General features: G+C 61.5%; 16 protein-coding genes. 8 read left to right on the top strand and 8 right to left on the bottom strand.

Going from position 1 to position 23,740, the window contains the following annotated elements:
* Positions 1-8 precede the first annotated feature (8 nt).
* The 4 genes from AC07V9_RS03650 to AC07V9_RS03635 all read right to left on the bottom strand — a co-directional run bounded on the left by AC07V9_RS03650 (position 9) and on the right by AC07V9_RS03635 (position 6,168).
* Entirely contained in the window at positions 9-3,104 is a 3,096-nt protein-coding gene (locus AC07V9_RS03650; RefSeq protein ID WP_495014331.1) for an MdtB/MuxB family multidrug efflux RND transporter permease subunit, read from the bottom strand.
* A complete protein-coding gene (locus AC07V9_RS03645) occupies positions 3,101-4,444 on the bottom strand; it encodes an MdtA/MuxA family multidrug efflux RND transporter periplasmic adaptor subunit (RefSeq protein ID WP_495014574.1) in 1,344 nt (447 codons plus the stop codon). Before AC07V9_RS03645 ends, AC07V9_RS03650 begins: the two co-directional genes overlap by 4 nt.
* A 195-nt stretch (positions 4,445-4,639) precedes the next feature.
* The gene (gene tpx, locus AC07V9_RS03640; RefSeq protein ID WP_495014330.1) at positions 4,640-5,140 is read right to left on the bottom strand and encodes a thiol peroxidase; all 501 of its coding nucleotides are present in this window, start codon (positions 5,138-5,140) and stop codon (positions 4,640-4,642) included.
* Positions 5,141-5,232: 92 nt separating this feature from the next.
* Positions 5,233-6,168 (bottom strand): LysR family transcriptional regulator, encoded by a 936-nt coding sequence (locus tag AC07V9_RS03635; protein ID WP_495014329.1) that lies wholly within the window; start codon positions 6,166-6,168, stop codon positions 5,233-5,235.
* Between the two features lie 135 nt (positions 6,169-6,303).
* On the opposite strand from AC07V9_RS03635, the gene AC07V9_RS03630 reads away from it, so the two are divergent.
* Positions 6,304-7,299, top strand: a complete 996-nt coding sequence (locus AC07V9_RS03630; RefSeq protein WP_495014328.1) for an aldo/keto reductase — start codon at positions 6,304-6,306, stop codon at positions 7,297-7,299.
* Between the two features lie 110 nt (positions 7,300-7,409).
* On the opposite strand, the gene AC07V9_RS03625 is transcribed toward AC07V9_RS03630, so the two are convergent.
* The 3 genes from AC07V9_RS03625 to AC07V9_RS03615 all read right to left on the bottom strand — a co-directional run bounded on the left by AC07V9_RS03625 (position 7,410) and on the right by AC07V9_RS03615 (position 13,547).
* On the bottom strand, positions 7,410-11,084 hold the full coding sequence (locus tag AC07V9_RS03625) for a translocation/assembly module TamB domain-containing protein (protein WP_495014573.1): 3,675 nt from the start codon (positions 11,082-11,084) through the stop codon (positions 7,410-7,412).
* Between the two features lie 14 nt (positions 11,085-11,098).
* Complete coding sequence (locus tag AC07V9_RS03620) at positions 11,099-12,829, bottom strand: autotransporter assembly complex protein TamA (RefSeq protein WP_495014327.1); 1,731 nt, start codon at positions 12,827-12,829, stop codon at positions 11,099-11,101.
* A gap of 67 nt (positions 12,830-12,896) precedes the next feature.
* Complete coding sequence (locus AC07V9_RS03615; protein WP_495014326.1) at positions 12,897-13,547, bottom strand: GNAT family N-acetyltransferase; 651 nt, start codon at positions 13,545-13,547, stop codon at positions 12,897-12,899.
* Between the two features lie 236 nt (positions 13,548-13,783).
* Here AC07V9_RS03615 and xthA point away from each other — a divergent pair, with 236 nt between their 5' ends.
* Positions 13,784-14,596: an exodeoxyribonuclease III gene (xthA, locus tag AC07V9_RS03610; RefSeq protein ID WP_495014325.1), complete on the top strand. Its 813-nt coding sequence runs from the start codon at positions 13,784-13,786 to the stop codon at positions 14,594-14,596.
* Between the two features lie 267 nt (positions 14,597-14,863).
* Positions 14,864-16,216, top strand: a complete 1,353-nt coding sequence (locus AC07V9_RS03605; protein WP_495014324.1) for a substrate-binding domain-containing protein — start codon at positions 14,864-14,866, stop codon at positions 16,214-16,216.
* 146 nt (positions 16,217-16,362) lie between these two features.
* On the opposite strand, the gene AC07V9_RS03600 is transcribed toward AC07V9_RS03605, so the two are convergent.
* Positions 16,363-17,595, bottom strand: a complete 1,233-nt coding sequence (locus tag AC07V9_RS03600) for an acyl-CoA dehydrogenase (protein ID WP_495014323.1) — start codon at positions 17,593-17,595, stop codon at positions 16,363-16,365.
* 169 nt (positions 17,596-17,764) lie between these two features.
* Here AC07V9_RS03600 and AC07V9_RS03595 point away from each other — a divergent pair, with 169 nt between their 5' ends.
* The 5 genes from AC07V9_RS03595 (at position 17,765) to AC07V9_RS03575 (ending at position 23,726) form a co-directional block, all read left to right on the top strand.
* Entirely contained in the window at positions 17,765-18,712 is a 948-nt protein-coding gene (locus tag AC07V9_RS03595) for a LysR family transcriptional regulator (RefSeq protein ID WP_495014322.1), read from the top strand.
* A gap of 113 nt (positions 18,713-18,825) precedes the next feature.
* Entirely contained in the window at positions 18,826-19,206 is a 381-nt protein-coding gene (locus AC07V9_RS03590) for a MerR family transcriptional regulator (RefSeq protein ID WP_495014321.1), read from the top strand.
* 51 nt (positions 19,207-19,257) lie between these two features.
* Positions 19,258-20,157 (top strand): hydroxymethylglutaryl-CoA lyase, encoded by a 900-nt coding sequence (locus tag AC07V9_RS03585; RefSeq protein ID WP_495014320.1) that lies wholly within the window; start codon positions 19,258-19,260, stop codon positions 20,155-20,157.
* A gap of 781 nt (positions 20,158-20,938) precedes the next feature.
* Positions 20,939-22,102 (top strand): isovaleryl-CoA dehydrogenase, encoded by a 1,164-nt coding sequence (locus AC07V9_RS03580; protein ID WP_495014319.1) that lies wholly within the window; start codon positions 20,939-20,941, stop codon positions 22,100-22,102.
* Positions 22,103-22,118: 16 nt separating this feature from the next.
* Positions 22,119-23,726: a carboxyl transferase domain-containing protein gene (locus tag AC07V9_RS03575; RefSeq protein ID WP_495014318.1), complete on the top strand. Its 1,608-nt coding sequence runs from the start codon at positions 22,119-22,121 to the stop codon at positions 23,724-23,726.
* Positions 23,727-23,740 lie beyond the last annotated feature (14 nt).

Here is a 23,740-nt window from a genome sequence, read left to right as displayed (position 1 = left end):
GCTGCCGGTCATACCACCACCTCGATGTCACCGGTTCGACGAAACCGGCGCCCCAACCGGTCGAAATACAGGTAGATGACCGGCGTCGTGAACAGGGTCAGCACCTGACTCACCAGCAGCCCGCCCACCATGACCAGACCCAGCGGTTGACGCAGTTCAGCGCCGGAACCGGTGGCGAACATCAGCGGGATCGCGCCAAACAACGCCGCCAGGGTGGTCATCAGGATCGGCCGGAAACGCAGCAACGCGGCTTCATAAATGGCCGTTTGTGGATCGACACCGCGGTTGCGCTCAGCGTCCAGGGCGAAGTCGATCATCATGATCGCGTTTTTCTTGACGATGCCGATCAGCAGGATGATGCCGATAATCGCGATCATGCCCAGATCGTTGCCACTGAGGATCAGCGCCAACAGCGCTCCGATGGCCGCCGACGGCAGGGTCGAGAGGATGGTGATCGGGTGAATGTAGCTCTCGTAAAGAACGCCGAGCACGATGTACATGGTGACCACGGCCGCCAGCACCAGCAGCAAGGTGCTGGACAGCGAGGCCTGGAACGCTTCGGCGGCACCCTGGAACTGGGTCTGCACGCCAATCGGCATGCCGATGTCCTTCTGCACCTGCTCGATCACCTGCACCGCCTGCCCCAGCGCCACGCCCGGCGCGAGGTTGAACGACATCATCACCGACGGGAACTGGCCCATGTGGGCAATCGCCAGCTGCGCCTGACGTTGCTCGACGGTGGCCAGACTCGACAACTTGACCTGCCCGCCGTCAGTGGTCTTGACGTGAATCTGCTCCAGTGCACGCGGGCCCAGATCATTACTGGCCGCCGCTTGCAGCACCACACGGTACTGGCTGGCCTGGGTGTAGATGGTGGAAATCTGCCGCTGACCGAAGGCGTCGTACAGCGCATCCGTGATGGCCGACACGTTCACCCCGAGGCGGCTGGCGGCGTCGCGGTCGATGTTCAGAAACACCTGCAGGCCTTTGTCCTGCAGGTCGCTGGCAACATCGGTGAGCTCCGGGCGTTCGGCCAGGGCGTCCACCAGCTTGCCGCTCCACTCGCTGAGCAACTCGGCGTCGGGCGACGACATGCTGAACTGGTACTGGGTGCGGCTGACGCGGTCTTCTATGGTCAGATCCTGCACCGGCTGCATGAACAGGCGGATGTCGGACAGCTGATCGACTTCCGGCTGCAGGCGCTGAATCACCTGCGTCGCCGATACATCCCGTTCGCTGTGGGGCTTGAGGTTGATCAGCATGCGCCCGCTGTTGAGCGTGGCGTTGTCGCCGTCGACACCGATGTAGGACGACAGGCTGGCCACGGCAGGGTCTTGCAGAACGATCTTCGCCAGCGCCTGTTGACGCTCACTCATGGCAGCGAACGACACCGACTGCGGCGCCTCGGAAATGCCCTGGATCACCCCGGTGTCCTGCACCGGGAAGAAGCCTTTGGGCACCGCCAGGTACAGCAGTACGGTGACGCCCAGCGTCGCAATGGCCACCAGCAGAGTCAGCGGCTGGTGCTTGAGCACCCATTGCAACTTGCGCCCATAGGCAGCGATCAGCCAGTCAATCCACGCGCCGCTGGCACGGTAGAAACGCCCCTGCTCCTCTTCCCTGGGCTCACGCTTGAGCAAGCGCGCGCACATCATCGGCGTGAGGGTCAGGGACACCACCAGGGAAATCAGGATCGCCACGGCCAGGGTGATGGCGAATTCGCGGAACAAGCGCCCCACCACATCCGCCATGAACAGCAGTGGGATCAGCACCGCAATCAGCGAGAGGGTCAATGACACCAGTGTGAAGCCGATTTGCCTCGCGCCCTTGAGCGCGGCCTGCAGCGGGGTCTCACCCTCCTCCAGGTGGCGGGAGATGTTCTCCAGCATGACGATCGCATCATCCACCACAAAGCCGGTGGCGATGGTCATGGCCATCAGCGTCAGGTTGTTCACCGAAAAACCGGCCAGGTACATCACGCCAAAAGTGCCGATCAGCGACAACGGCACCGCCACCGACGGGATGATCGTCGCGCTCAGGCGACGCAGAAACAGGAAGGTGACGAGCACCACCAGCACGATGGAAATCAGCAATTCGTGCTGCACATCGCTGACCGACGCGCGAATGGTCTGGGTGCGGTCGGTGAGCACGACCACGTTGAGCCCGGCGGGCAGGTTGTCGGTGATGCTCGGCAGCAGCGCCTTGATCCGGTCGACCACCTCGATGACGTTGGCCCCCGGCTGACGCTGAATATTCAGCAATACGGCCTGGTTTTCGTTGGCCCAGGCAGCCAGACGCTCGTTTTCCGCGCCATCGACGATCTGCGCCACGTCTTTTAGCCGCAGCGGGCCGCCGTTGGCGTAGGCGAGAATCAGGTTGGCGTATTCCTCGGGGGACTTGAGCTGGTCGTTGGCGTCGAGCATCGACACCCGGGTCGGGCCGTCGAAGTTGCCCTTGGGTGTGTTGACGTTGGAGGCGCTGACCAGCGTGCGTACGTCGGACAGGTTCAGACCGTTGGCCGCCAGCGCCTCGGGGTTGACCTTGATGCGCACCGCCTGGCGCTGACCGCCGGCGATGCTGACCATGCCGACGCCGCTGATCTGGGCGATCTTCTGCGCCATGCGCGTGTCGACCAGATCGTTGAGCTTGGGCAGCAGCATGGTCTTGGAGGTGATCGCCAGGGTCAGCACCGGGGTGTCCGCCGGGTTGACCTTGTTGTAGGTCGGCGGCGCTGGCAGATCATTGGGCAGCAGGTTGGTGGCGCCGTTGATCGCGGCCTGCACCTCCTGCTCGGCAACGTCCATATTGATGTCGAGGCTGAAGCGCAGGGTGATCACCGAGGCGCCGCCGGAGCTGGTCGAGGCCATCTGTGTCAGCCCCGGCATCTGCCCGAACTGGCGCTCCAGCGGCGCGGTCACGGCACTGGTCATCACTTGCGGGCTGGCACCGGGGTACAGCGTCATGACGCGAATGGTCGGGTAATCCACCTGTGGCAAGGCCGACACCGGCAACAAGGTGTAGGCGATCAGGCCGGCCAGAACGATGGCCAGCATGCTCAGCGTGGTAGCGACCGGCCGCAGGATGAAAAGGCGTGACAGGTTCATACGTTGCCTTTCTTCACCGGCGTTGCGTCCGCCGACTCACTGGACGCTTTCGACGGATTGCCCTGCAGTTTCTGCCCTGGCGTGGTCGGCACTTGCTTGCTGTCGTTGACGATCTCGACGTCGCTACCGTCCTTCAGGCGGTCGGTGCCCTCCAGCACTACGCGATCGCCTGCGGCCAGGCCTTCGGTGATGACGGTGGAGTTTTCATCGGCCGGGCCAGTCTTGAGCTGACGAATGCGCACTTTCTTCTCGCCGTCCATGACGTACACGAAGGTGCCGTTGACGCCAAATTGCACCGCCGCCGAAGGCACCAGCACGACGTTCTTCATCGTGGTGGCAAGCAAGCGCGCATTGACGAACTGATTGGGGAACAGCGCTTCATCGTTGTTATCGAAGCGCGCCTTGAATTTCAGGGTGCCGGTGGTGATGTCGATCTGGTTGTCGATGCTCGCCAGCACGCCCCGAGCCTGCAGTTTGGTGTCGCCGCGATCCCAGGCTTCCACCAGCAGTTTGTCGCCGTTGCGGTAGTGGCTGAGCACGTCGGCCAGGTCTTTTTCCGGCAGGGTGAAGTTGACGGTAATCGGTTTGGTCTGGGTGATGACGGCCAGCGCGGTGGTGTCGTTGGCCGCGACCAAATTGCCCACGTCCAGTTGACGCAGGCCGATACGCCCGGAGATCGGGGCGCGAATCTGGGTGAAGTCGAGGTTGAGCTTGGCATCGCCCACGGCGGCCTGGTTGGTCTTGATGGTGCCCAGGTACTGGCCGACCTGGGACTCGGCGGTGTCCAGGGTCTGCTTGGCGATGCTGTCTTCTTTATACAGGTCCCGATAACGCTGTACGTCGATCTGCGCATTCTTGAGCAGCGCCTGATTCTGCATCAGCGTGCCCTCGGCTTGTTGCAGTGCGATCTGATAACTGCGCGGGTCGATCACCGCCAACAGGTCGCCAGCCTTGACCTGCTGACCCTCCTGGAAGTTGATCTTGACCAGCTCGCCCGCTACGCGACTGCGCACGTTGATGGTGTTCAACGCAGTCACGGTGCCCAGCGCCTTGTAGTAGATCGCAAACTCGCCAGTGGTCGCCGCCGCCACGCGCACGGGGACAGGACCCGTCGAGCCGCCAAAGCCCGGACGCGCGGCACCGGCCACTTTGCCGGCACCGCCACTGCGGCTGGCGCCCTTGCGTGGGGTCTCGCCATTTTGTGCGGTGGGCTCGGTTTTGCTGGCTGAGCCTGGCCAGTAATGCCAGCAGACACCCGCGACAATCAATAGAACCAGCAGGCTGATAAGCCAGCGACGGGAGTTACGAGGACCAGACGATTGCATGAATAAGTCAACCAGTGTGCGCGTGAGCGTCTTCGGGAGGCTGAACAATAAGCATAGTTACGTGCCAAGCAAAGGGCCTTTACCGGCAATTTACCGAGTGCTTACTTGGGTAAGGTGCTGAACTGCAAATAAAAACGGCCTGATCAGATCAGGCCGTAATATGTTGCCATGTATTGCCGCAAGCTGGGTCAATACGCAACCGACAGCGTGTTACTTCAAAACAGCCAGTGCTGCCTCGTAGTTCGGCTCCTGGCCGATCTCCGGAACCAGTTCGCTGTGCAGGACGGTATCGTTTTCGTCCAGCACCACCACGGCGCGGGTGGTCAGGCCAACCATGGGGCCGTCGGCGATGGCCACACCGTAGCTCTCCAGGAACTCGGCGCCGCGCATGGTGGAGAGGTTTTTCACGTTTTCCAGACCTTCAGCGCCGCAGAAACGGGCCTGGGCGAACGGCAGGTCGGCGGAGATGCACAGGACCACGGCGTTGTTCAGATCGTTGGCCTGGGCGTTGAACTTGCGCACCGAGGTGGCGCAGGTCGGGGTGTCGACGCTTGGGAAGATGTTCAGCACTTTGCGCTTGCCGGCAAAGGTTTCCAGAGTCACGTCGGACAGGTCCGCGCCAACCAGTTTGAAGGCCGGGGCCTTGCTGCCGACTTTCGGCAGCTCGCCGCTGATCTGTACCGGGGAGCCTCTACGAGTCACTTGAGCCATGAGCTGAGTCCTTATTCTTGAGGTTGCGGGTTTGCGATCAAGACCGGAAGTTAACCACGAAACAGACAAGCCACCTACCGCTGTACATGAATTTATTGTCCGTTGTGGTGCCCTGCCCCGGCTTTGTCCAGCAACCCCGGCCGGGCACACAGCTCCACCAGCCAATCGACGAACACCCGCACCCGCCGCGACATCTGCCGATGAGCCGGGTACAGCGCGGTCAGGGGCAGCCGGGTTTGCGGATATTCGGCCAGCACCTCGATCAGCTCGCCACGCTGCAAAGGCTCGGCAACGTGGTAATACGGCGTCTGCACCAGGCCATACCCCGCGCTGCACGCCGCCAGATAACCATCGGCGCTGTTGGTGGCCAGGCTCTTGGGCAGGCTCAGTTCCTGCTCCCTGCCCTCTATGACGAATTCCAGGCCATAGCGTTTATGGGTGGTGTTGGAGAAATATTCGATGACCCTGTGCCGCGCCAGGTCCTCAAGGGTCAAAGGCGTGCCGTAGCGTTCGAGGTAGCCGCGACTGGCACACACCACCTGGCGCATCTGCGCCAGCGGGCGCGCCACCAGCGAGTGATCCAGCGCCTGACCGCCGCGAATCACGCAATCGAAACCCTCACGAATCAGGTCCACCGGGCGATCCGTCATGCCCACTTCCAGCTCAAGCCCGGGGTAGCGCTCGGTGAACTCGGGCAGCGCCGGCATGAGAATCAGACGCCCGAACCCCGCAGGCATGTCGACCCGAAGCACCCCTTCCGGCGCTTTCGCCACGCAAGAGAACACCGACTCGGTGTCATCCAGATCGTTAAGCAGGCTGACGCAGCGCTGGTAATAGGCCTGGCCGTCCAACGTCGGCGTGACCTGCCGGGTGGTGCGCAGGAGAAGCTGCACGCCGAGGTGGGCTTCGAGCTGTTTGATCAGGATGGTCACCGAGGCGCGGGGCATGTGCAGGCTGTCTGCAGCCTTGCCGAAACCGCCCAGTTCGACGATGCGGGTGAAGGCGCGCATGGCGTTGAATCGGTCCATGCCGGCTCCTGGTGGGGTCATTATTTAGAAAATAAGAATAGTGAAAGCACTTTTAGCCGGTTTATCCCGAATCTGTCGAGAGGCAACAATGGGCAGGTATCGAATCCTGTCTACAACAGCCAGAAGGAACCCCTCATGCAAACGCGTCAACTCGGCAAAAACGGCCCCAACGTGTCGGCCATCGGCTTGGGCTGCATGGGCATGACCGATTTCTACACCACAGGCGGCGACACCCAGGAAGCCATCGCCACGATCCATCGCGCGCTGGAGTTGGGCGTCACGCTGTTCGACACCGCCGACATGTACGGCCCCCACACCAACGAGGAACTGCTGGGCAAAGCCCTGGCGGGCAAGCGGGATCAGGCGTTCATCGCCAGCAAGTTCGGCATCGTGCGCACACCCGGCGACGCCGCGGCCCGAGGCGTTGACGGCAGCCCTGAATACATTCGCAACGCTATCGACGGCACATTGAAGCGACTGAAGATCGACACCCTGGACCTGTATTACCAGCACCGCATCGACCCGAAGATAGCCATCGAGGAGTCGGTCGGCGCGCTGGCTGATCTGGTCAAGGAAGGCAAGGTGCGGTACCTGGGGCTCAGCGAGGCCTCGGCGAATACCCTGAAACGGGCGCAGAAAGTCCACCCGATCGCTGCGCTGCAAACCGAATATTCGCTGTGGAGCCGTGAACCCGAGGAAAACGGCGTGCTGGAAACCTGCCGTCGCTTGGGCATCGCTTTCGTGCCTTACAGCCCGCTGGGACGCGGTTTTCTCACCGGCACCCTGAAAAGCCCGGATGATTTTGCTGCCGACGACTATCGCCGCAGCAGCCCGCGTTTTCAGGGTGAGAACTTTGCCAAGAACCTGTTGCTGGTGGAAAAGGTTCAGCAACTGGCCGCAGACAAAGGCGTCAGCGCAGGCCAACTGGCATTGGCCTGGGTGCTGGCTCAGGGCAATGACGTGATCCCGATTCCGGGCACCAAGCAGCGCAAGTATCTGGAGGAGAACGTTGCGGCGCTGGACGTAACGCTCAGCGCGGCGGAACTGCAGGCGTTGAAGGCGCTGTTCCCGGTCGCCGCAGTAGCCGGTGGGCGTTATCCGGAAGCGGCGATGAAGCTGGTGAATGGCTGAATCCGTCTGTAGCAGCGCGCTTGCCCGCGATGATGTTGTGCCAGACATCAGTGGGGTGTCGGGTTATTCACATCGCGGACAAGCGCGCTTGCGCATCAGAGCCTGAACGCCTAGAAATCCCGTTTGTAGAAGATATCCAGCGAGCTCGCCACGCCACCCGCCGCTTCCAAATAAACCTTCTTGCTCAGCATGTAGCGCAAGGCAATGGTGTTGGCCGGTTCGAACACCCCCACCCCATAACGCAGGCTGAGTTTGTCGGTGATTTTGCCGCTGGCGACCACCGCGGTCTTGTCGCCACTGCCCGACGTGTCCAGATCGAAATCCTTGATCCCAAGGCCCGACGCGAGTTTGCCTGCCGTCGACGAGCTGCCCGCCAGCCCCAGCGCCAGTGCCGCCTGGGCGACCATGTTGTTGTCCTCGCCGTTGGTGCTCAATGGGCGACCCAGCACCAGATACGATAACGCCTGCTCCTGACTCATGGCCGGTTCCGAGAACACCGTTGTCGTGGGTTGCTCGGCGCTGCCGCTCAGGCGAATACCGGCAATCACGTCATCGGTCTGACGTATCGCCTCGATGTCCAGGTAAGGCTGATCCACCGGCCCTGCGAACAGCAGTCGCGCCTTGCGGATGGTCAAGCGCTGGCCGTAGGCGCGATACCGGCCGTCATTGAGGCTCAGCTCGCCTCGGGTGTCGAGGTTGTCACCGATGTGCACGTGCCCCGCCAGATTGGCTGTCAGCCCGAAACCACTGAAGCTGAGCGTTTCCTGACCGACCTCGACGTTGACGTCCATGGCGATCGCCATCGGCGGTTTGCCCTCTTTGGTCTGCGCGCCGACGATCACGGTGTCGTCTGACACCTTGACCGTTGACGGCGGCAACTGGCGAACAGTGATCTCGCCTTTGGGGATCAGCACCTTGCCGGACACCGCGAGCTTGTCGCCCTGCAGGGTGATTTTCAGATCCGGCGCCGCTTCCAGCTTGGCATAGGGCTCGACGGTGATCGGCAGCCGCGAGCCCTGCAGACTGATATCAACGTCCAGCGCCTCGGCCCAACCAATGTGCCCGCCGATGCTGCCTTGCCCAGTCGGCCCGCTGGTCCAGTTGCCCTTGAGCTGCACGTTCTCGCCTGCGATCAACGCCTGCACATTGAGTTTTTCCAGGCTGATCGGCAGTTCCGGACCCGACACCTCGCCGCCGCTCAAGGCGACGTTGCCGTTGACCTGCGGCGCCAGCAGCGTGCCGGAAATACGCCCGCTGCCATTGAGCTTGCCGTTGAGCTTCTCGATCATCGGCACGAAGGGTCGCGCCACCGACACGTCCAGCCCGCTCAGGTTGAAATCGCCGCTGACCGGCTTGTTTTTGGCCAGCGGGTCGATGGTCAACCGCGCCAGCAGATCACCGAGCTTGCCGCCACGAAAGTCCAGGCTGGAGTCGACCTTTTTCGGCGTCAGGCTGCTGGTCAGCTTGAGCGTCTGATAGGGAAAATCCAGCCACCGATCCTTGTCCTTGACCCGCAGGGTGCCGCCGCTGACGTCGATCACGATCTGGCCATTGGGGCCTGCCGCTGGCACGTCCAGTTGAACGTCGGCGTTGAGCGAGCCCTTCCAGGCGAAATCCTTGGGCAGCCATTGCGCCAGGCTTTCCAGCGGGAACTGCTTGAGGTGATAACGCAGGCGCGGGTCAGGCATCAGGCGCTGATCTTCGCCACACAGGCTGGCCGGCCCGGACGCCCAGCAATGGGCGCCAAAATTGATCTTGCCGTCCGCCAGACGCTCCAGTCTGGCCGGTTGTTGCAGCTTCCAGTCCTGGCCGCCAGTCTGGATATCGCCACTGGTCAGACGCCCGCGCCAGTTGCCCTTGTCCAGCGTGCCGTCAAGCGCCAGTGCGAGTTTGAGCAGCGGGCCTTGCAGGTCCAGCTTCAGCTGTTGCTTTTTGATATCGCCCTGGCCGTTGACCGTCAGCGTGCCCAACGCGGTGTCGCCGGTCTGGATGCCGGTGGTTTTCAAATCGATATTCGCCCGTTGAGCGCCGTCCAGTTTTGCCGCCAGGGTCAGGCTTTGCAGCTTGTTGGCCTCGTAGGCCAGTTGGGAGCCTTGCAGGGCAAGCTGCCCCTGAGGCGCCTGCAATGTACCCGCCAGATCCAGACGGCCCTTGGCCTGACCTTGCAAGCGTGGCCATAGCTGGCCCAGATGCGGCAGGTTCAGGTCCAGTTGGCCGGCTAGCTTCTGTTGCAGGCTGCCGCTGCCTTGGATGCGGTTGTCACCCAGGCGAATATCCAGCGCGCTGAGGTTCCATTTGTCTCCCGCGCCGTCGGCCTTGGCTTGCAGTACCGCAGACTGGCCCCGTAGACGGCCCTTGAGGTCAAGATCGGCATTGAGGTTCAGTTGCTCGTTCTTGAACGCGCCCTTGCTGCGCAGCGGGCCTGCCAGCGACCCCGGCAATTCGCCCACCCAGAACGAAGGATCGATGGCACTGAGGTCCAGCGCGGTGTCCCAGGACACGCCATCGGCAAAGCCGACGTTGACGTGACCGCTGGCCTTGCCCTGCCCCGCGACCAACTCCAGTTGTGGCAGGAAGATCTGTTTCAGGTCGCCACTGAACGGGCTGGTCAGACTGAACGGTCCGGCAGGCCCCTTGAATGCCCCGGCGAAGTTGCCGAGGTATTTGCCGTCGGTGTAGGAGACTTCGCCGGTGAAGGTATGAATGCTGACTTGTGGTTCGTCGATCACCGGGTACAGGCGATGCCACGGGAAGTCCAGCCAGTCGATTTTAGCGTCGGCGCTCAGCCCCTTTTGCCAGTCGACCTTGCCGCTCACTTTCAGGCGCTGTTCCGGACTGGCAGTCAGATCCAGCGTGGCGATGTCCGCGCCGTTAGCATCGACGCGGCCTTGCAATGCCAGGCTAACCGGGCCTTGTTCGGCGGGCAGCGTCGCGTTGCCGACAATCCCGTAACCATGGGCCATATCCCCTGTGGCGTTCAGCGTCAGGGTGTTGAGCTGAAGGGTGTCCGGCAGGTCCGCGCTCGGCTTGAAGCTGTCACTGGTGATCGCCAGTTGCGCAGGCAGGTTTTCCACCAGTGGCTGCAATTGGCCCACCAGCCTGGCGTCGATGTAGCCGTGGGTCTGGGCGTTCAGGTTCAGGGTCCTGAGCAGGTCGCCGTCGACGTTCAAGGTCAGCGAAAGCGGCTGGCCATCGACATCCGGCAGCTTGACCTGGCCCTGAGCCGTCAATGGCCAGTCGGCGATCGGTTTGAGCAGGCCTGTCAGGTCAAGCACGATGTCGTCCCGTTGCGCGTGGACCGAATCGATCTTCAGCCCGTCGGCGGTCCAGTGCGCAGCCAGCTGCACATCGCGCACCTGCTCGGTGCCATCCAGATACAGGCTGCCCACCTGCACACGCCCCAGCTCCAGTGCCACGGGCAACTTGAGGTCGGGCAGCGTGATCGGGCCGCTGCTCTCTTCGCCCGCGGACGGCGCGAAGTGCAGGCGAATGTCGCCGGTTTGCAGATTGTCGATGCACAGGGTCATGCGCGCCAGGCAAGACGGCGACCAGGCGAACACCGGCGCGTCCACTTCCACTTTGCTGTCACCCTGCTGCCAGACCAGCGAATCGGCTTGCCACTGGCCGCCCAGATGCCCGGAGAAGTTCTGCACCTGCAAACCTGGCACCCTCTCCAACGCCCAGCGGCTGCCAGGTTGCGTGCCCAGTACGACCCAGAGTGTCAGCGCAATCAACAGCACCAGCCCGAGCAGGCCCAGCGCGAAATAAACAGCAATACGTTTCAACAGTGCCGTACGCGTCACAGTTCAGGTCCCATCGAGAAATGCAGACGTATACCGCCGTCGTCGTCCAGTGCGTGAGCCAGGTCCAGACGCAGAGGGCCAACGGGCGAAACCCAGCGAACACCGATACCGACGCCGGTTTTCAGGCTGGGGAAGTCCAGAGAGTTGAAGGAGTTGCCTTGATCGACAAAAGCTGCGACGCGCCACTTTTCAGCGATCGAATACTGGTACTCGGCGCTGCCGGCGACCATGTAGCGACCGCCGATCTTATCGCCGTCGGAGTTCTCCGGGGACAGCGACTGGTAGTCATAGCCGCGCACGCTCTGATCGCCACCGGCGAAGAACCGTAACGACGGCGGGATGGATTTGTAACCGTTGGTGGCCGTGCCGCCCACCTGAATCCGGCCGAGCAAGCGATGATTCTGCGCAATCGTCGTCAGGCCTTTGATCAGTGCAGTGCCATGCAGCACATTGGCGTCTGACCCCAGCCCTTCTTTGGCGACCTCGCTTTCGAATTGCAGGCGATAGCCGTTGTGTGGGTCGATGCGGTTGTCGCTGCGCAGGTAGGAATAGCTGATGCCGGGCATAAGCAAGGTGCTCAGCCCTTCGTCATTGCCCAGCCGGTATTCTTCACGCTGCCATTTGAGGGAAATCACCCGCTCCCAGCCACTGGGCAATTTGCTGTGCCACTCCGGCCCCACGGTCAGCAGCTTGCTCAGGCTGTCGGTGTCGGCGATTTCTTCATATTGATAGCCGCCGGCAAAGCGCAGTTTGTCGGTGAGCGGCGGGTCCAGCGGGATGTCGTAGAACAGCCCGACATTCTGCCGAGGGGCCGAGAGCTCCGATTCGATGCCGTAGCTGTGGCCCTGCGGATTGACCCAGTGCCGCGTCCAGTTGGCCTTCACCCGTGGCCCGACGTCGGTCGAGTACCCCACGCCAAGCCCCATGGTGCGGGGCTTGCGTGTCTGCAACTGGACATCGACCGGAATCACCTGACCTTGCGCGGCGGTGGGCGACGCATCCACGCGCACGCCCTCGAAATAGCCGCTGGACTGCATGGCCTGATTGAGGTCGGCGATCAGCTCGGAATCGTAAGGGGTGTTCTGCTTGAACGGCACCATGCGCAGCAGCAGGTCTTCGTCGAAAGGCGCATCGCCGCTGAAGGTGACCTTGCCCAACGAGAAACGCGGGCCGCTGTCGTAGATCAGCTCGATGTCAGCCACCCCGGCGCGTGGATCAACCAGCAGACGCTGGGTCACGAAGCGGCCGTTGAAGAAGCCATAACGCGCCGCCTGATTCTGGATCAGCTTTTTTGCATCGTCGTAGTGACCGTGATTGAGCACCGCGCCTGATTTGAGCGCGTCGCTTTTTGGGACTTTGAAGGCTTTCAACTGGCTGGCAGGGCCCTCGATGCGCACCGTGACGTTGCGCAGGTGCACCGGCTCGCCGGGCTGCACGGTCAGGACCAGGTGCAGGTCCTTGTCGACGCGCTTGACCTCGCTGTCGATCTGCGCCTGGTAGTAGCCAAGGGCCTGGGCGGCTTTTTGCGCCTGCTCGACGGCGCCCACGCTGAAACGCTCGAGCGCCTGCTCATCACGCTCGCCAAGGCTGCCCACGTACCCTTCAATGTTGGATTTGAGCTCGGAGTTGGAGGGTTTGATCCGCACGTCCAGCTGGGCATCGGCGAATGCCGCACAGCTGGACAACATCAGGAGAAAACCGCTGGTGAATCGACCGGGAAACTTCATAGGCGCGGATGCTAACACGTACGGCGGGGACGTCTGGAACCCGCAAAAGGAGTGAGATGGCGCGCGTTCAAGCCATCGAACCCAATGAAGCCTGGGGGTTGGGGTGAAAAAACACGTGCTCGCGGATAGGTCCTACAGCGATTTCGCCGATTTCCTCATAGCCCTGTCGCTTGTAGAACTCAAGGTAATGTCCATTGCCCGTGTCCAGAACAATGCCTTGGGAATGCTCATCCACCGCGCACCAGTCATGCAGAGCCTGCAACAGCTGTTCGCCGTAGTGCTGCCCTTGAAAATCCGGATGAATGCCGAACAGCGGCAGCACATGCACGGCGTCTGACGGCAGGCAAGCCAGCACGGCCTGGTAGTACTCCAGATACCGTTGGGTGCAACGCAACCCCGTGCCCATCACCATGCGCAGACGCCACGCCCAGCTTTCGGTGATGCCCAGTCGGCGCTGGGGCGGCGCGATCAGTGCCACGCCTACCAGGCGGTCTTCAACGAACAGCCCCAGCGCCGGCATGTCCTGCAGAAAATGCTGTTTGACCAGTTCTCGAATGGTTGCGCGCACTCGCTGCTCGTAACCCGAGCGCCCGGATTCAAACAGATAAGCGAAGCTCGGCTCATGGCGATAGGCCTGATACAGCAGCGAGCGCGACTCGCGGAAGTAGCCGCTGTCCAGCTGGCGAATCTGGGCCGGTGCGTGGGCGGATTCAGGCATGGGATCGAGTTCCTTTCAGTAACCGACCGCCTCGTTCGGGCGGATTCGCGGTGGCAGGCAAGCGGTATGGCGTCAAGGGGTTCGAGTGGTAGCCCGTAAAGACAGTTCCAGCGAATTCTGCGGTCGTTGCATTCAGCGTAGCAGCCCCGCTGCTCAGGTCGATTGGCTTGCAGCGCTGGCCGTCGACAGGCAGGTCAGCTAGCATCGCTGTTTGATTTTTGCCAGGACTGCCGTCTATGAAAATTGTGTCTTTCAACATCAACGGCCTGCGCGCCCGTCCGCATCAACTGGCGGCGCTGATTGAAAAACACCAGCCTGATGTCATCGGCCTGCAGGAAACCAAGGTCTCGGACGATCAGTTTCCCCAGGCCGAGATCGAAGCGCTGGGCTACCACGTGCACTTCCATGGCCAGAAAGGCCACTATGGCGTCGCCCTGCTCTCGCGCCAGGCGCCGCTGAGCATGCACAAGGGTTTTGACACCGATGACGAAGAGGCTCAGCGCCGTTTCATCTGGGGCACCTTCGCCGATCGCAACGGCCTGCCGGTGACGGTCATGAATGGCTATTTTCCCCAAGGTGAAAGCCGCGACCACCCGACCAAATTCCCGGCCAAGACCAAGTTTTACGCCGATCTTCAGCAACTTCTGGAAACACGTTTCCGTAATGACCAACCGCTGGTGGTCATGGGTGACGTCAACATCTCTCCGGAAGACAGCGACATCGGCATCGGCCCTGACAACGCCAAACGCTGGCTGAAAACCGGCAAATGCAGCTTTCTGCCCGAGGAGCGCGAGTGGATGGCCAAACTGAAGAACTGGGGTCTGGTCGACAGCTTCCGCCATCTCTACCCCGAAGTGATCGATCAGTTCAGCTGGTTCGACTACCGCAGCCGCGGTTTCGAGGACCAGCCCAAGCGCGGGCTGCGTATCGACCTGATTCTGGCCTCCCACGGCCTGCAGCCGCGCATCAAGGCGGCGGGCGTGGATTACGATCTGCGCGGCATGGAAAAACCTTCGGATCATGCGCCGATCTGGCTTGAATTGAGCTGATTGCTTCTGCCCGAAGGGCGTAGGCGTCTGGCTTGCCGACGATGCGCTGCGCAGCAGCGGTGAAACCGGCGAATGCGGTGTATCTGAACAAGCGCGGAGTGAAGGTGCTACTACCACTTCGCGCTGGATTGTCAGCAAGCTGAACCCCTACGGCCTCCGGCCAGAATCACATGCAGCTCCCGACAGAGCATGAAAGCATTTGTCATATACCGGTAACGCATCTGTCTTATTCTCCGGCCACTTTCGGCCATTAATAAGATGCCGCCCATGCAGCGCACCCGCTTTTTCTGCTCCCTCCATGCAGGACTTCTGACCTTTTTCCTCCCGCTTTGGGCCTGTGCGGCTGCCCTGCCCGCACCTGCCGACGGCACGCCCGCGCTACGCATTCAGGGCTCAAACACCCTTGGCGCACAGTTGGGGCCGGCGCTGGTCATGGGCCTGCTGGCTCAGCAAGGCGCGCAAGGCATTCAGCTGCAAACCGGGGCCAAACCCAACGAGATGCGCATCGTCGGTGGCCTGCCTTCCGGGCAAGTCAGCATCGACGTGGCGGCCCATGGCTCCAGCACCGGTTTCGCGGCGCTCAAAGCCGGTCACGCGGATATTGCCGCCTCCTCCCGCCCGATCAAGACCAGCGAAGCCAACGAACTGGCGAACCTTGGAGATCTACGTGGCCCTGACGCCGAGCAAGTGATCGCCATCGACGGCGTGGCAGTGATCCTGCACCCGTCCAACCCGCTTCGCGAGCTGAGCATCGCGCAACTGGCCAAGGTATTTTCCGGGGAGATACGTGACTGGGCGGAATTGGGTGGCGCGAGTGGCGCGATTCACCTGTACGCACGTGATCAACAATCCGGTACGTTCGACACCTTTAATGAACTGGTCCTGGCCAAGTCCGGCAAGAAGCTTGCCCAGGATGCCAAGCGGTTCGAATCCAGCGAAGCGCTGTCCGACGACGTCAGCCAGGACCGCCAAGCCATCGGTTTCATCGGCCTGCCCTATGTGCGCCGGGCCCGGGCGGTGGCAATCGTCGATGGCGAATCGAAGCCGATGCTGCCGACCATCAGCCTCATCGCCACCGAAGACTACCCCCTGTCGCGACGGCTGTATTTTTACCTGCCGCCCGACGCGAAACAGCGCTGGGCCAACGCCTTGGTGCGCTTCGCCCAGAGCCCGCAGGGGCAGTCAATCGTCGCGCAGTATGGCTTTGTCGCGCAGACCGTTCAGGCGATGAAGGTGCGCGCCACTTCCGATATGCCGGCCGATTATCAAAAGCTGACCCGTGAAGCAGAGCGCCTCTCAGTGAATTTCCGCTTCGCCCAGGGCAGCGCCACGCTGGACACCAAGGCACGCCTGGATCTCAAGCGGGTGGTGGACTACCTAAAGGCGAACGACAAACTGAATCAGAAAGTAACGCTGGTGGGTTTTGGCGATGCGAAAAGCGACCCCGCACGGGCACAGTTGCTGTCCAGATTGCGTGCGATGGCCGTGCGGCGGGAGTTGCTCAAAGACAACGTAATCCTGCGTGATGTAAGCGGTTTCGGCGACGAAATGCCCGTGGCGGCGAACGATGCCGATGAGGGACGAATCAAGAACCGCCGGGTCGAGGTGTGGGTGGAGTAGCAGGCAGACAAATCGAAGCAGCCAACACCGATGAATCTGTGGGAGCGAATTCATTCGCGAAAAATCCTTCAGTCGACACATCTGCATCGGCTGGACAGGCCTCTCGCGAATGAATTCGCTCCCACAGTTTTTACACTGCGTAGGTTTTAGTGATGCTCGCTACGCATCAGCTCTTTGGGCACATATTTGCCCACTTCGTACTTGCCTATCGCTGCGCGGTGCACTTCATCCGGGCCGTCCGCCAAACGCAGCGTGCGCTGCATGGCGTACATGTAGGCCAGCGGAAAATCCCCCGACACCCCGGCGCCGCCGTGGATCTGGATCGCCCGATCGATCACCCGTAGGGCCACGTTCGGGGCGACGACCTTGATCTGCGCGATCTCGCTTTTGGCCACCTTGTTACCGACTGTGTCCATCATGTAGGCCGCTTTCAGGGTCAACAGGCGCGCCATGTCGATTTCCATGCGCGAGTCGGCGATCTTGTCGATGTTGCCGCCCAGACGCGCCAACGGACGACCGAACGCCGTGCGCTGCACCGAACGTTTGCACATCAATTCCAGCGCCCGTTCAGCCATGCCGATGGAGCGCATGCAATGATGAATCCGCCCCGGCCCAAGACGCCCCTGAGCGATTTCGAAGCCCCGGCCTTCACCCAACAGTACGTTTTCGTACGGCACGCGGACGTTTTCGAACAGTACTTCGGCGTGACCGTGGGGGGCGTCGTCATAGCCGAACACCGGCAGTGGCCGCACAATCTTCACGCCAGGCGTATCGGTGGGCACCAGAATCATCGAATGTTGCTGATGACGCGGCCCGTCAGGGTTGCTCAGGCCCATGAAGATCATGATCTTGCAGCGAGGGTCACAGGCGCCAGAGGTCCACCATTTACGGCCATTGATGACCCATTCGTCGCCGTCGCGCACGGCACGGGCGGCCATGTTGGTGGCGTCGGACGAGGCGACATCCGGTTCGGTCATGGCAAAAGCCGAGCGAATCTCCCCGCGCAGCAATGGCTCCAGCCACTGCTGTTTCTGCGCTTCGCTGGCGTAACGCACCAGCACTTCCATGTTGCCGGTGTCGGGCGCGGAGCAATTGAAGGGCTCAGGCCCCAGCAGCGACCGACCCATGATTTCGGCCAGGGGTGCGTATTCCAGGTTGGTCAGCCCTGCCCCCAGCTCCGACTCCGGCAGAAACAGATTCCACAGGCCTTCGGCTTTGGCACGCGCCTTGAGCTCTTCCATGATTGCGGTCGGCTGCCAGCGATCCCCTTCAGCCACCTGACGCTCGAATACCGGCTCGGCCGGATAGACATAGGCGTCCATGAACGCCGTGACGCGCTCGCGCAGTTCCTGGACCTTGGGGGAGTAAGCGAAATCCATGGGCAGCTACCTTCTGGTGAGGTGTTTCAAGACATGACGAGGATGCTAGATGAGGGCTCTCTATTTATCTAACCTATTCTCGGCGTGTATTAACATTCATCACTGATATATGATCGACCCGTTTCTGTACGAAAGTCCCAACAACAAAAACAGCGTGAGGCGCACAGCAATGAACCTGAGCAAGGTCGATCTCAATCTCTTTATTGTCTTTGACGCCATCTACACCGAAGCCAACCTGACCCGCGCCGGTCAGATTGTCGGCATCACCCAGCCCGCCGTGTCCAACGCGCTGGCCCGCCTGCGGGAAACCTTCAACGATCCGTTGTTCGTACGCACCGCTCAAGGCATGGTGCCAACGCCCATGGCGCAGAACATCATCGGCCCGGTGCGCAACGCCCTGTCGCTGTTGCGGGTGTCGGTGCAGGAAAGCCGGATTTTCAACCCCCAGCAGGCGAACAAGAATTACCGCATCAGCATGACCGACCTTACCGAGGCGATTATCCTGCCCGCGCTGTTTCAGCGCCTGCGCCGCCTGGCCCCGGCGGTGACCATCGAAAGCTTCCTGTCCAAACGCCGGGAAACCACCAAAGAGTTGGCCGCCGGGCGTCTGGACTTTGCCGTGGATGCGCCGCTCAACACCGACCCACAGGTGCGTCACGTCAAGTTGATGGAAGACAGCTATGTCTGCGCCATGCGCAAGGGCCATCCACTGGCACAAAAAGGCTCGATCACCCTGGACGATTATCTATCGGTGGCGCACATCCACATTTCCAGCCGTCGCAGCGGCTTGGGTTACGTCGACCTGGCATTGGGCAAAATGGGCATCCAGCGCAAGGTTGCCCTGCGTTCGCAACACTATCTGATGGCCTCCCAGGTGCTGCATCAGACCGACATGGTCATGACCGTTCCGGAACGCTTTGCCCGTCGCAACGACTTGCATTTCGTGCAGCTGCCGGTCAACGACGTGCCTAGCGTGGAAACCCACCTGTACTGGCATGAAAGCACTGACCAAGACCCGGCCAATCGCTGGATGCGCGAGCAGATCATCGAGTTGTGTCAACAAGTGGTGGCGCAGGAACGCAAGCTTGAGAAAGAGCTTGAAGTCGCAGTCAAATAATCGACCTGCACCGCTCCCACAGGTCATGACCGTTCGGAATACGCCTTATACCTTGACGTTAACGTCAAGGTCGCCGTACGTTAGCTCGATGCCTCCTCAGTTCGAGCCTTCCCATGAGCCACCCGACCTACAGCATTTCCGACTTGGCCCGCGAGCTGGACATCACCACTCGCACCATTCGCTTTTATGAAGAGCAAGGCATGCTCAGCCCCGAGCGGCGCGGGCTGGAGCGTGTCTACTCCGCGCGAGACAAGGTCACCCTCAAGCTGATCCTGCGAGGCAAACGCATCGGTTTCTCCCTCGCCGAGTGCCGCGACCTGATCGGCCTGTACGACCCCACCGGCGATAACCAGAAGCAGCTCACCACCATGCTGGAAAAAATCGCCGAACGCCGCGCGCAGCTCGATCAGCAGTTGCTCGACATTCAGCAGATGCAGCTGGAGCTGGACACCGCCGAAGAGCGCTGCAAGGCTGCGCTTAGTCATTGCCTTTAAAAACAACATGATAAAGCACATACCTGAAATCGATTCGAGGTGAAACCCGCTATGCCGCTCCCACAACGCGTACGCCTGGTCGAAGTTGGCCCCCGCGATGGCCTGCAGAACGAATCCCGCCCCATCGAGGTGGCGGACAAGGTCCGTCTGGTGGACGACCTCACCGAGGCAGGCCTTTCCTACATTGAAGTCGGCAGTTTCGTATCGCCCAAATGGGTCCCGCAGATGGCCGGTTCCGCCGAGGTGTTTGCCGGCATTCAACGCAAGGCCGAGGTGACCTATGCCGCTTTGGCGCCCAACCTGCGCGGTTTCGAAGATGCCCTCGCTGCGGGGGTGAAGGAAGTGGCCGTGTTTGCCGCGGCGTCCGAGGCGTTTTCTCAGCGCAACATCAACTGCTCGATCAGCGAAAGCCTCGATCGCTTCCTGCCGATCATGGAAGCCGCGCGCCTGCACGGCATCCAGGTGCGTGGGTATGTGTCCTGCGTGCTGGGCTGCCCGTACGAAGGCGCCGTGGCGCCGAAACAGGTGGCCTCGGTGGCCAACGAGCTGTACGCCATGGGCTGTTACGAAGTGTCACTGGGCGACACCATTGGCACCGGTACACCGGGCGCCACCCGGGAGTTGATCGACGCCGTGGCCGGGCAGATTCCCCGAGGCAGGCTGGCCGGGCACTTCCATGACACCTATGGCCAGGCGCTGGCCAATATCTACGCAAGCCTCCTGGAGGGCATCCAGGTGTTCGACAGCTCGGTCGCAGGGCTGGGCGGCTGTCCTTATGCCAAAGGCGCGACAGGCAATGTCGCGACAGAAGATGTGCTGTACATGCTCGATGGCCTAGGTATCGGCACCGGCGTCGATCTCGCAAAGCTGATTGCTGCCGGTCAGCGCATCAGCGACGTGCTGGGCCGTGCCAACGGCTCACGAGTGGCGAAGGCACGTTTGTCGGGCTGATGTGCGACAAGTTGTCACACAGTGTTACCCTGCTTGGCATTGAAGCGCGGGAAACGGGTAACACGGAAACACCGATCATGATTTCGGTGATGAGCTGATCGGGCCGTTTCTCTGGAAGCCACGGTTTCCGGGCCATCGTAAAAATTGGCATGGCTTCTGCTATGTCTTACGTACAACAAAAATAAAAAATCGCAGTAACCCAATAAAAACACGACGTATCGGCTCTGCCATAACAAGAACAAGACGGACAGAGACGCAGCTAACTGATTTTTTTGGAGTGGATCGCTTTGTGAGGCTCAGGCCTCTCGACCGGGCAGAGAACAATAAAACGACCTTCAGGTCGCTCCCGTACCGGATGAATCGCAAGATCAAAGCATCAGCGCTCAAAAAAATACGTTTGCTCTTGACCCCGGATGGGGGTCGCTCAAAAAAGCAAAAAAGGTTTGGCCACCAAAAACAACAACAGGCCGCCTAAAAACAAAAAAGAGCATGCAACTGAAATAACTTGGAGGGGAGCCCTGGCTCCCCTTCGTGCTGTCTGGCGTTTGTAAAATCCCCTCTTTGCTGAACTCCCTCGCTGCAGCTGCACGGCTTGCCGGCGGTGGCGTCTGCACAATCGCTGCCGCCGGCAAGCCGTGCTGCTACAAGAGCGAGTCTCAATCCTCCCCCTTCATCGGCCCTCGTTGACATCCTCACGCCCGCAGGTTTACGTTAACGTAAAGGTGATACAGAGTATTGCCCTCTGACAGCCCCTCCAAAAACAACAAGAGAACGCAGTCTCATGAATTACCCCACCCTCAATTTCGGCCTCGGCGAAACCATCGACATGCTGCGTGACCAGGTACACGCCTTTGTCGCCGCTGAACTGGCACCCCGCGCGGCGCAAATCGACAAGGACAACCTGTTTCCCGCCGACATGTGGCGCAAGTTCGGCGAGATGGGTCTGCTCGGCATTACCGTTGATGAACAGTACGGCGGCGCGGGCCTGGGCTATCTGGCACACGTGGTGGCGATGGAAGAAATCAGCCGGGCCTCGGCGTCGGTGGCGCTGTCTTACGGCGCGCATTCCAACCTGTGCGTCAACCAGATCAACCGTAACGGCAACCCTGAACAGAAAGCTCGGTACCTGCCCAAGCTGATCAGCGGCGAGCACATCGGTGCGCTGGCCATGAGCGAACCCAACGCCGGTTCCGATGTGGTGTCGATGAAACTGCGCGCCGACAAACGTGGCGACCGCTTCGTGCTCAACGGCAGCAAGACCTGGATTACCAACGGCCCCGACGCCAACACCTACGTAATCTACGCCAAGACTGATCTGGAAAAAGGCCCTCACGGCATCAGCGCGTTCATCGTCGAGCGTGACTGGAAAGGCTTCTCGCGCAGCAACAAGTTCGACAAGCTGGGCATGCGTGGCTCCAACACCTGCGAGCTGTTCTTCGATAACGTGGAAGTCCCGGAAGAAAACCTGCTGGGCACCCTCAACGGCGGCGTGAAGGTATTGATGAGCGGCCTGGATTACGAGCGCGTCGTGCTCTCCGGCGGCCCGACCGGGATCATGCAGGCCTGCATGGACGTGGTGCTGCCTTACATCCACGACCGTAAACAGTTCGGCCAGAGCATCGGCGAATTCCAGCTGATTCAGGGCAAGGTCGCCGACATGTACACCCAACTCAACGCCTGCCGCGCCTACCTCTACGCCGTGGCCCAGGCGTGTGAGCGCGGCGAGACCACGCGCAAGGACGCCGCCGGGGTGATCCTCTACAGCGCCGAGCGTGCGACGCAGATGGCCCTGGACACGATCCAGATCCTCGGCGGCAACGGCTACATCAATGAATTCCCCGCCGGACGTCTGCTGCGCGACGCCAAGCTGTACGAAATCGGCGCGGGGACCAGCGAGATCCGTCGCATGCTGATCGGTCGCGAATTGTTCAACGAAACCCGCTGAGCGCATCGGAGGCTGCATGACTACCCTGCACACCCGCATCAACCCGCGCTCGGCGCAGTTTTGCGCCAACAGCGAAAGCCTGCGCGCCCAGGTCGACGCCTTGCACACACTGCTCGCTCAGGTGCACCAAGGCGGCGGCGCCAAGGCTCAGGAACGCCACACCTCGCGGGGCAAACTGTTGCCCCGCGAGCGCATCAACCGCCTACTCGATATCGGCTCGCCCTTCCTTGAGATCAGCCAGCTCGCCGCCCACGGGGTGTATGGCGAAGACGTGCCCGCAGCAGGCGTCATCGCCGGGATTGGCCGCGTCGAGGGCGTCGAATGCATGATCATCGCCAACGACGCGACGGTCAAAGGCGGCACCTACTACCCCCTTACGGTCAAAAAACACCTGCGTGCCCAGACCATCGCCCAGCAGAATCGCCTGCCGTGCATTTATCTGGTGGACTCAGGCGGTGCGAACCTGCCGCGCCAGGACGAGGTGTTCCCCGATCGCGAGCACTTCGGTCGCATCTTCTTCAACCAGGCCAACATGAGCGCCCAGGGCATCCCGCAGATCGCCGTGGTCATGGGTTCCTGCACCGCCGGCGGCGCCTACGTGCCCGCCATGGCCGATGAAGCGATCATGGTGCGCCAGCAGGCGACGATTTTTCTCGCCGGCCCGCCCCTAGTGAAAGCTGCCACCGGTGAGGTGGTCAGCGCCGAGGAACTGGGCGGCGCCGACGTGCACTGCAAGATTTCCGGGGTGGCCGACCATTACGCCGGCAGCGACGAACACGCGCTGGAACTGGCGCGACGCAGCGTCGCCAACCTCAACTGGCGCAAGCAGGGCCAACTGCAGGTACGCACCCCGGTCGCGCCTTTGTACCCCAGCGATGAGCTGTATGGCGTGATTCCAGCGGACCCGAAACAGCCATTCGATGTGCGCGAAGTGATCGCGCGCCTGGTGGATGGCTCGGTGTTCGATGAATTCAAGGCGCTGTTCGGCACCACCCTGGTCTGTGGTTTTGCGCACCTGAACGGCTACCCGATCGCGATTCTCGCCAACAACGGCATCCTCTTTGCCGAGGCCGCGCAGAAAGGCGCGCACGTCATCGAACTGGCCTGCCAGCGTGGCATTCCGTTGCTGTTCCTGCAGAACATCACCGGTTTCATGGTCGGCCAGAAATACGAGGCTGGCGGCATCGCCAAGCATGGCGCCAAACTGGTCACCGCCGTGGCCTGCGCCAACGTGCCGAAGTTCACGGTGATCATCGGTGGCAGCTTTGGCGCCGGTAACTACGGCATGTGCGGCCGTGCCTACGACCCGCGCTTTCTGTGGATGTGGCCCAACGCGCGCATCGGCGTGATGGGTGGCGAACAGGCCGCGGGGGTGCTGGTGCAGGTCAAGCGCGAGCAGGCTGAACGTAACGGTCAGGCCTTCAGCACCGAGCAGGAAGCCGAAATCAAACAGCCCATCCTCGATCAGTACGAACATCAGGGTCACCCTTACTACTCCAGCGCCCGCTTGTGGGACGACGGCGTGATCGACCCGGCGCAGACCCGCGACATCCTCGCCCTGGCCATCAGCGCCGCCCTCAACGCCCCCATCGAACCGACGCGTTTCGGCGTGTTCCGCATGTGACCCGAGGACCTGAC

This window comes from Pseudomonas sp. GW821-FHT02A11 (assembly GCF_059421985.1).
The sequence above is the reverse complement of the archived record's forward strand: the minus strand, read 5'-3'. Positions and strand labels throughout refer to the sequence as shown.

What these genes read in the sequence shown, in the direction of transcription:
- xthA (WP_495014325.1), top strand. Translation starts at nt 13,784, where the DNA reads ATGAAAATTGTGTCTTTCAACATCAACGGCCTGCGCGCCCGTCCGCAT.
- AC07V9_RS03575 (WP_495014318.1), top strand. Translation starts at nt 22,119, where the DNA reads ATGACTACCCTGCACACCCGCATCAACCCGCGCTCGGCGCAGTTTTGC.
- AC07V9_RS03615 (WP_495014326.1), bottom strand. Translation starts at nt 13,547, where the DNA reads ATGCCTGAATCCGCCCACGCACCGGCCCAGATTCGCCAGCTGGACAGC.
- AC07V9_RS03630 (WP_495014328.1), top strand. Translation starts at nt 6,304, where the DNA reads ATGCAAACGCGTCAACTCGGCAAAAACGGCCCCAACGTGTCGGCCATC.
- AC07V9_RS03650 (WP_495014331.1), bottom strand. Translation starts at nt 3,104, where the DNA reads ATGAACCTGTCACGCCTTTTCATCCTGCGGCCGGTCGCTACCACGCTG.
- AC07V9_RS03590 (WP_495014321.1), top strand. Translation starts at nt 18,826, where the DNA reads ATGAGCCACCCGACCTACAGCATTTCCGACTTGGCCCGCGAGCTGGAC.
- AC07V9_RS03605 (WP_495014324.1), top strand. Translation starts at nt 14,864, where the DNA reads ATGCAGCGCACCCGCTTTTTCTGCTCCCTCCATGCAGGACTTCTGACC.
- AC07V9_RS03620 (WP_495014327.1), bottom strand. Translation starts at nt 12,829, where the DNA reads ATGAAGTTTCCCGGTCGATTCACCAGCGGTTTTCTCCTGATGTTGTCC.
- tpx (WP_495014330.1), bottom strand. Translation starts at nt 5,140, where the DNA reads ATGGCTCAAGTGACTCGTAGAGGCTCCCCGGTACAGATCAGCGGCGAG.
- AC07V9_RS03600 (WP_495014323.1), bottom strand. Translation starts at nt 17,595, where the DNA reads ATGGATTTCGCTTACTCCCCCAAGGTCCAGGAACTGCGCGAGCGCGTC.
- AC07V9_RS03595 (WP_495014322.1), top strand. Translation starts at nt 17,765, where the DNA reads ATGAACCTGAGCAAGGTCGATCTCAATCTCTTTATTGTCTTTGACGCC.
- AC07V9_RS03635 (WP_495014329.1), bottom strand. Translation starts at nt 6,168, where the DNA reads ATGGACCGATTCAACGCCATGCGCGCCTTCACCCGCATCGTCGAACTG.
- AC07V9_RS03585 (WP_495014320.1), top strand. Translation starts at nt 19,258, where the DNA reads ATGCCGCTCCCACAACGCGTACGCCTGGTCGAAGTTGGCCCCCGCGAT.
- AC07V9_RS03580 (WP_495014319.1), top strand. Translation starts at nt 20,939, where the DNA reads ATGAATTACCCCACCCTCAATTTCGGCCTCGGCGAAACCATCGACATG.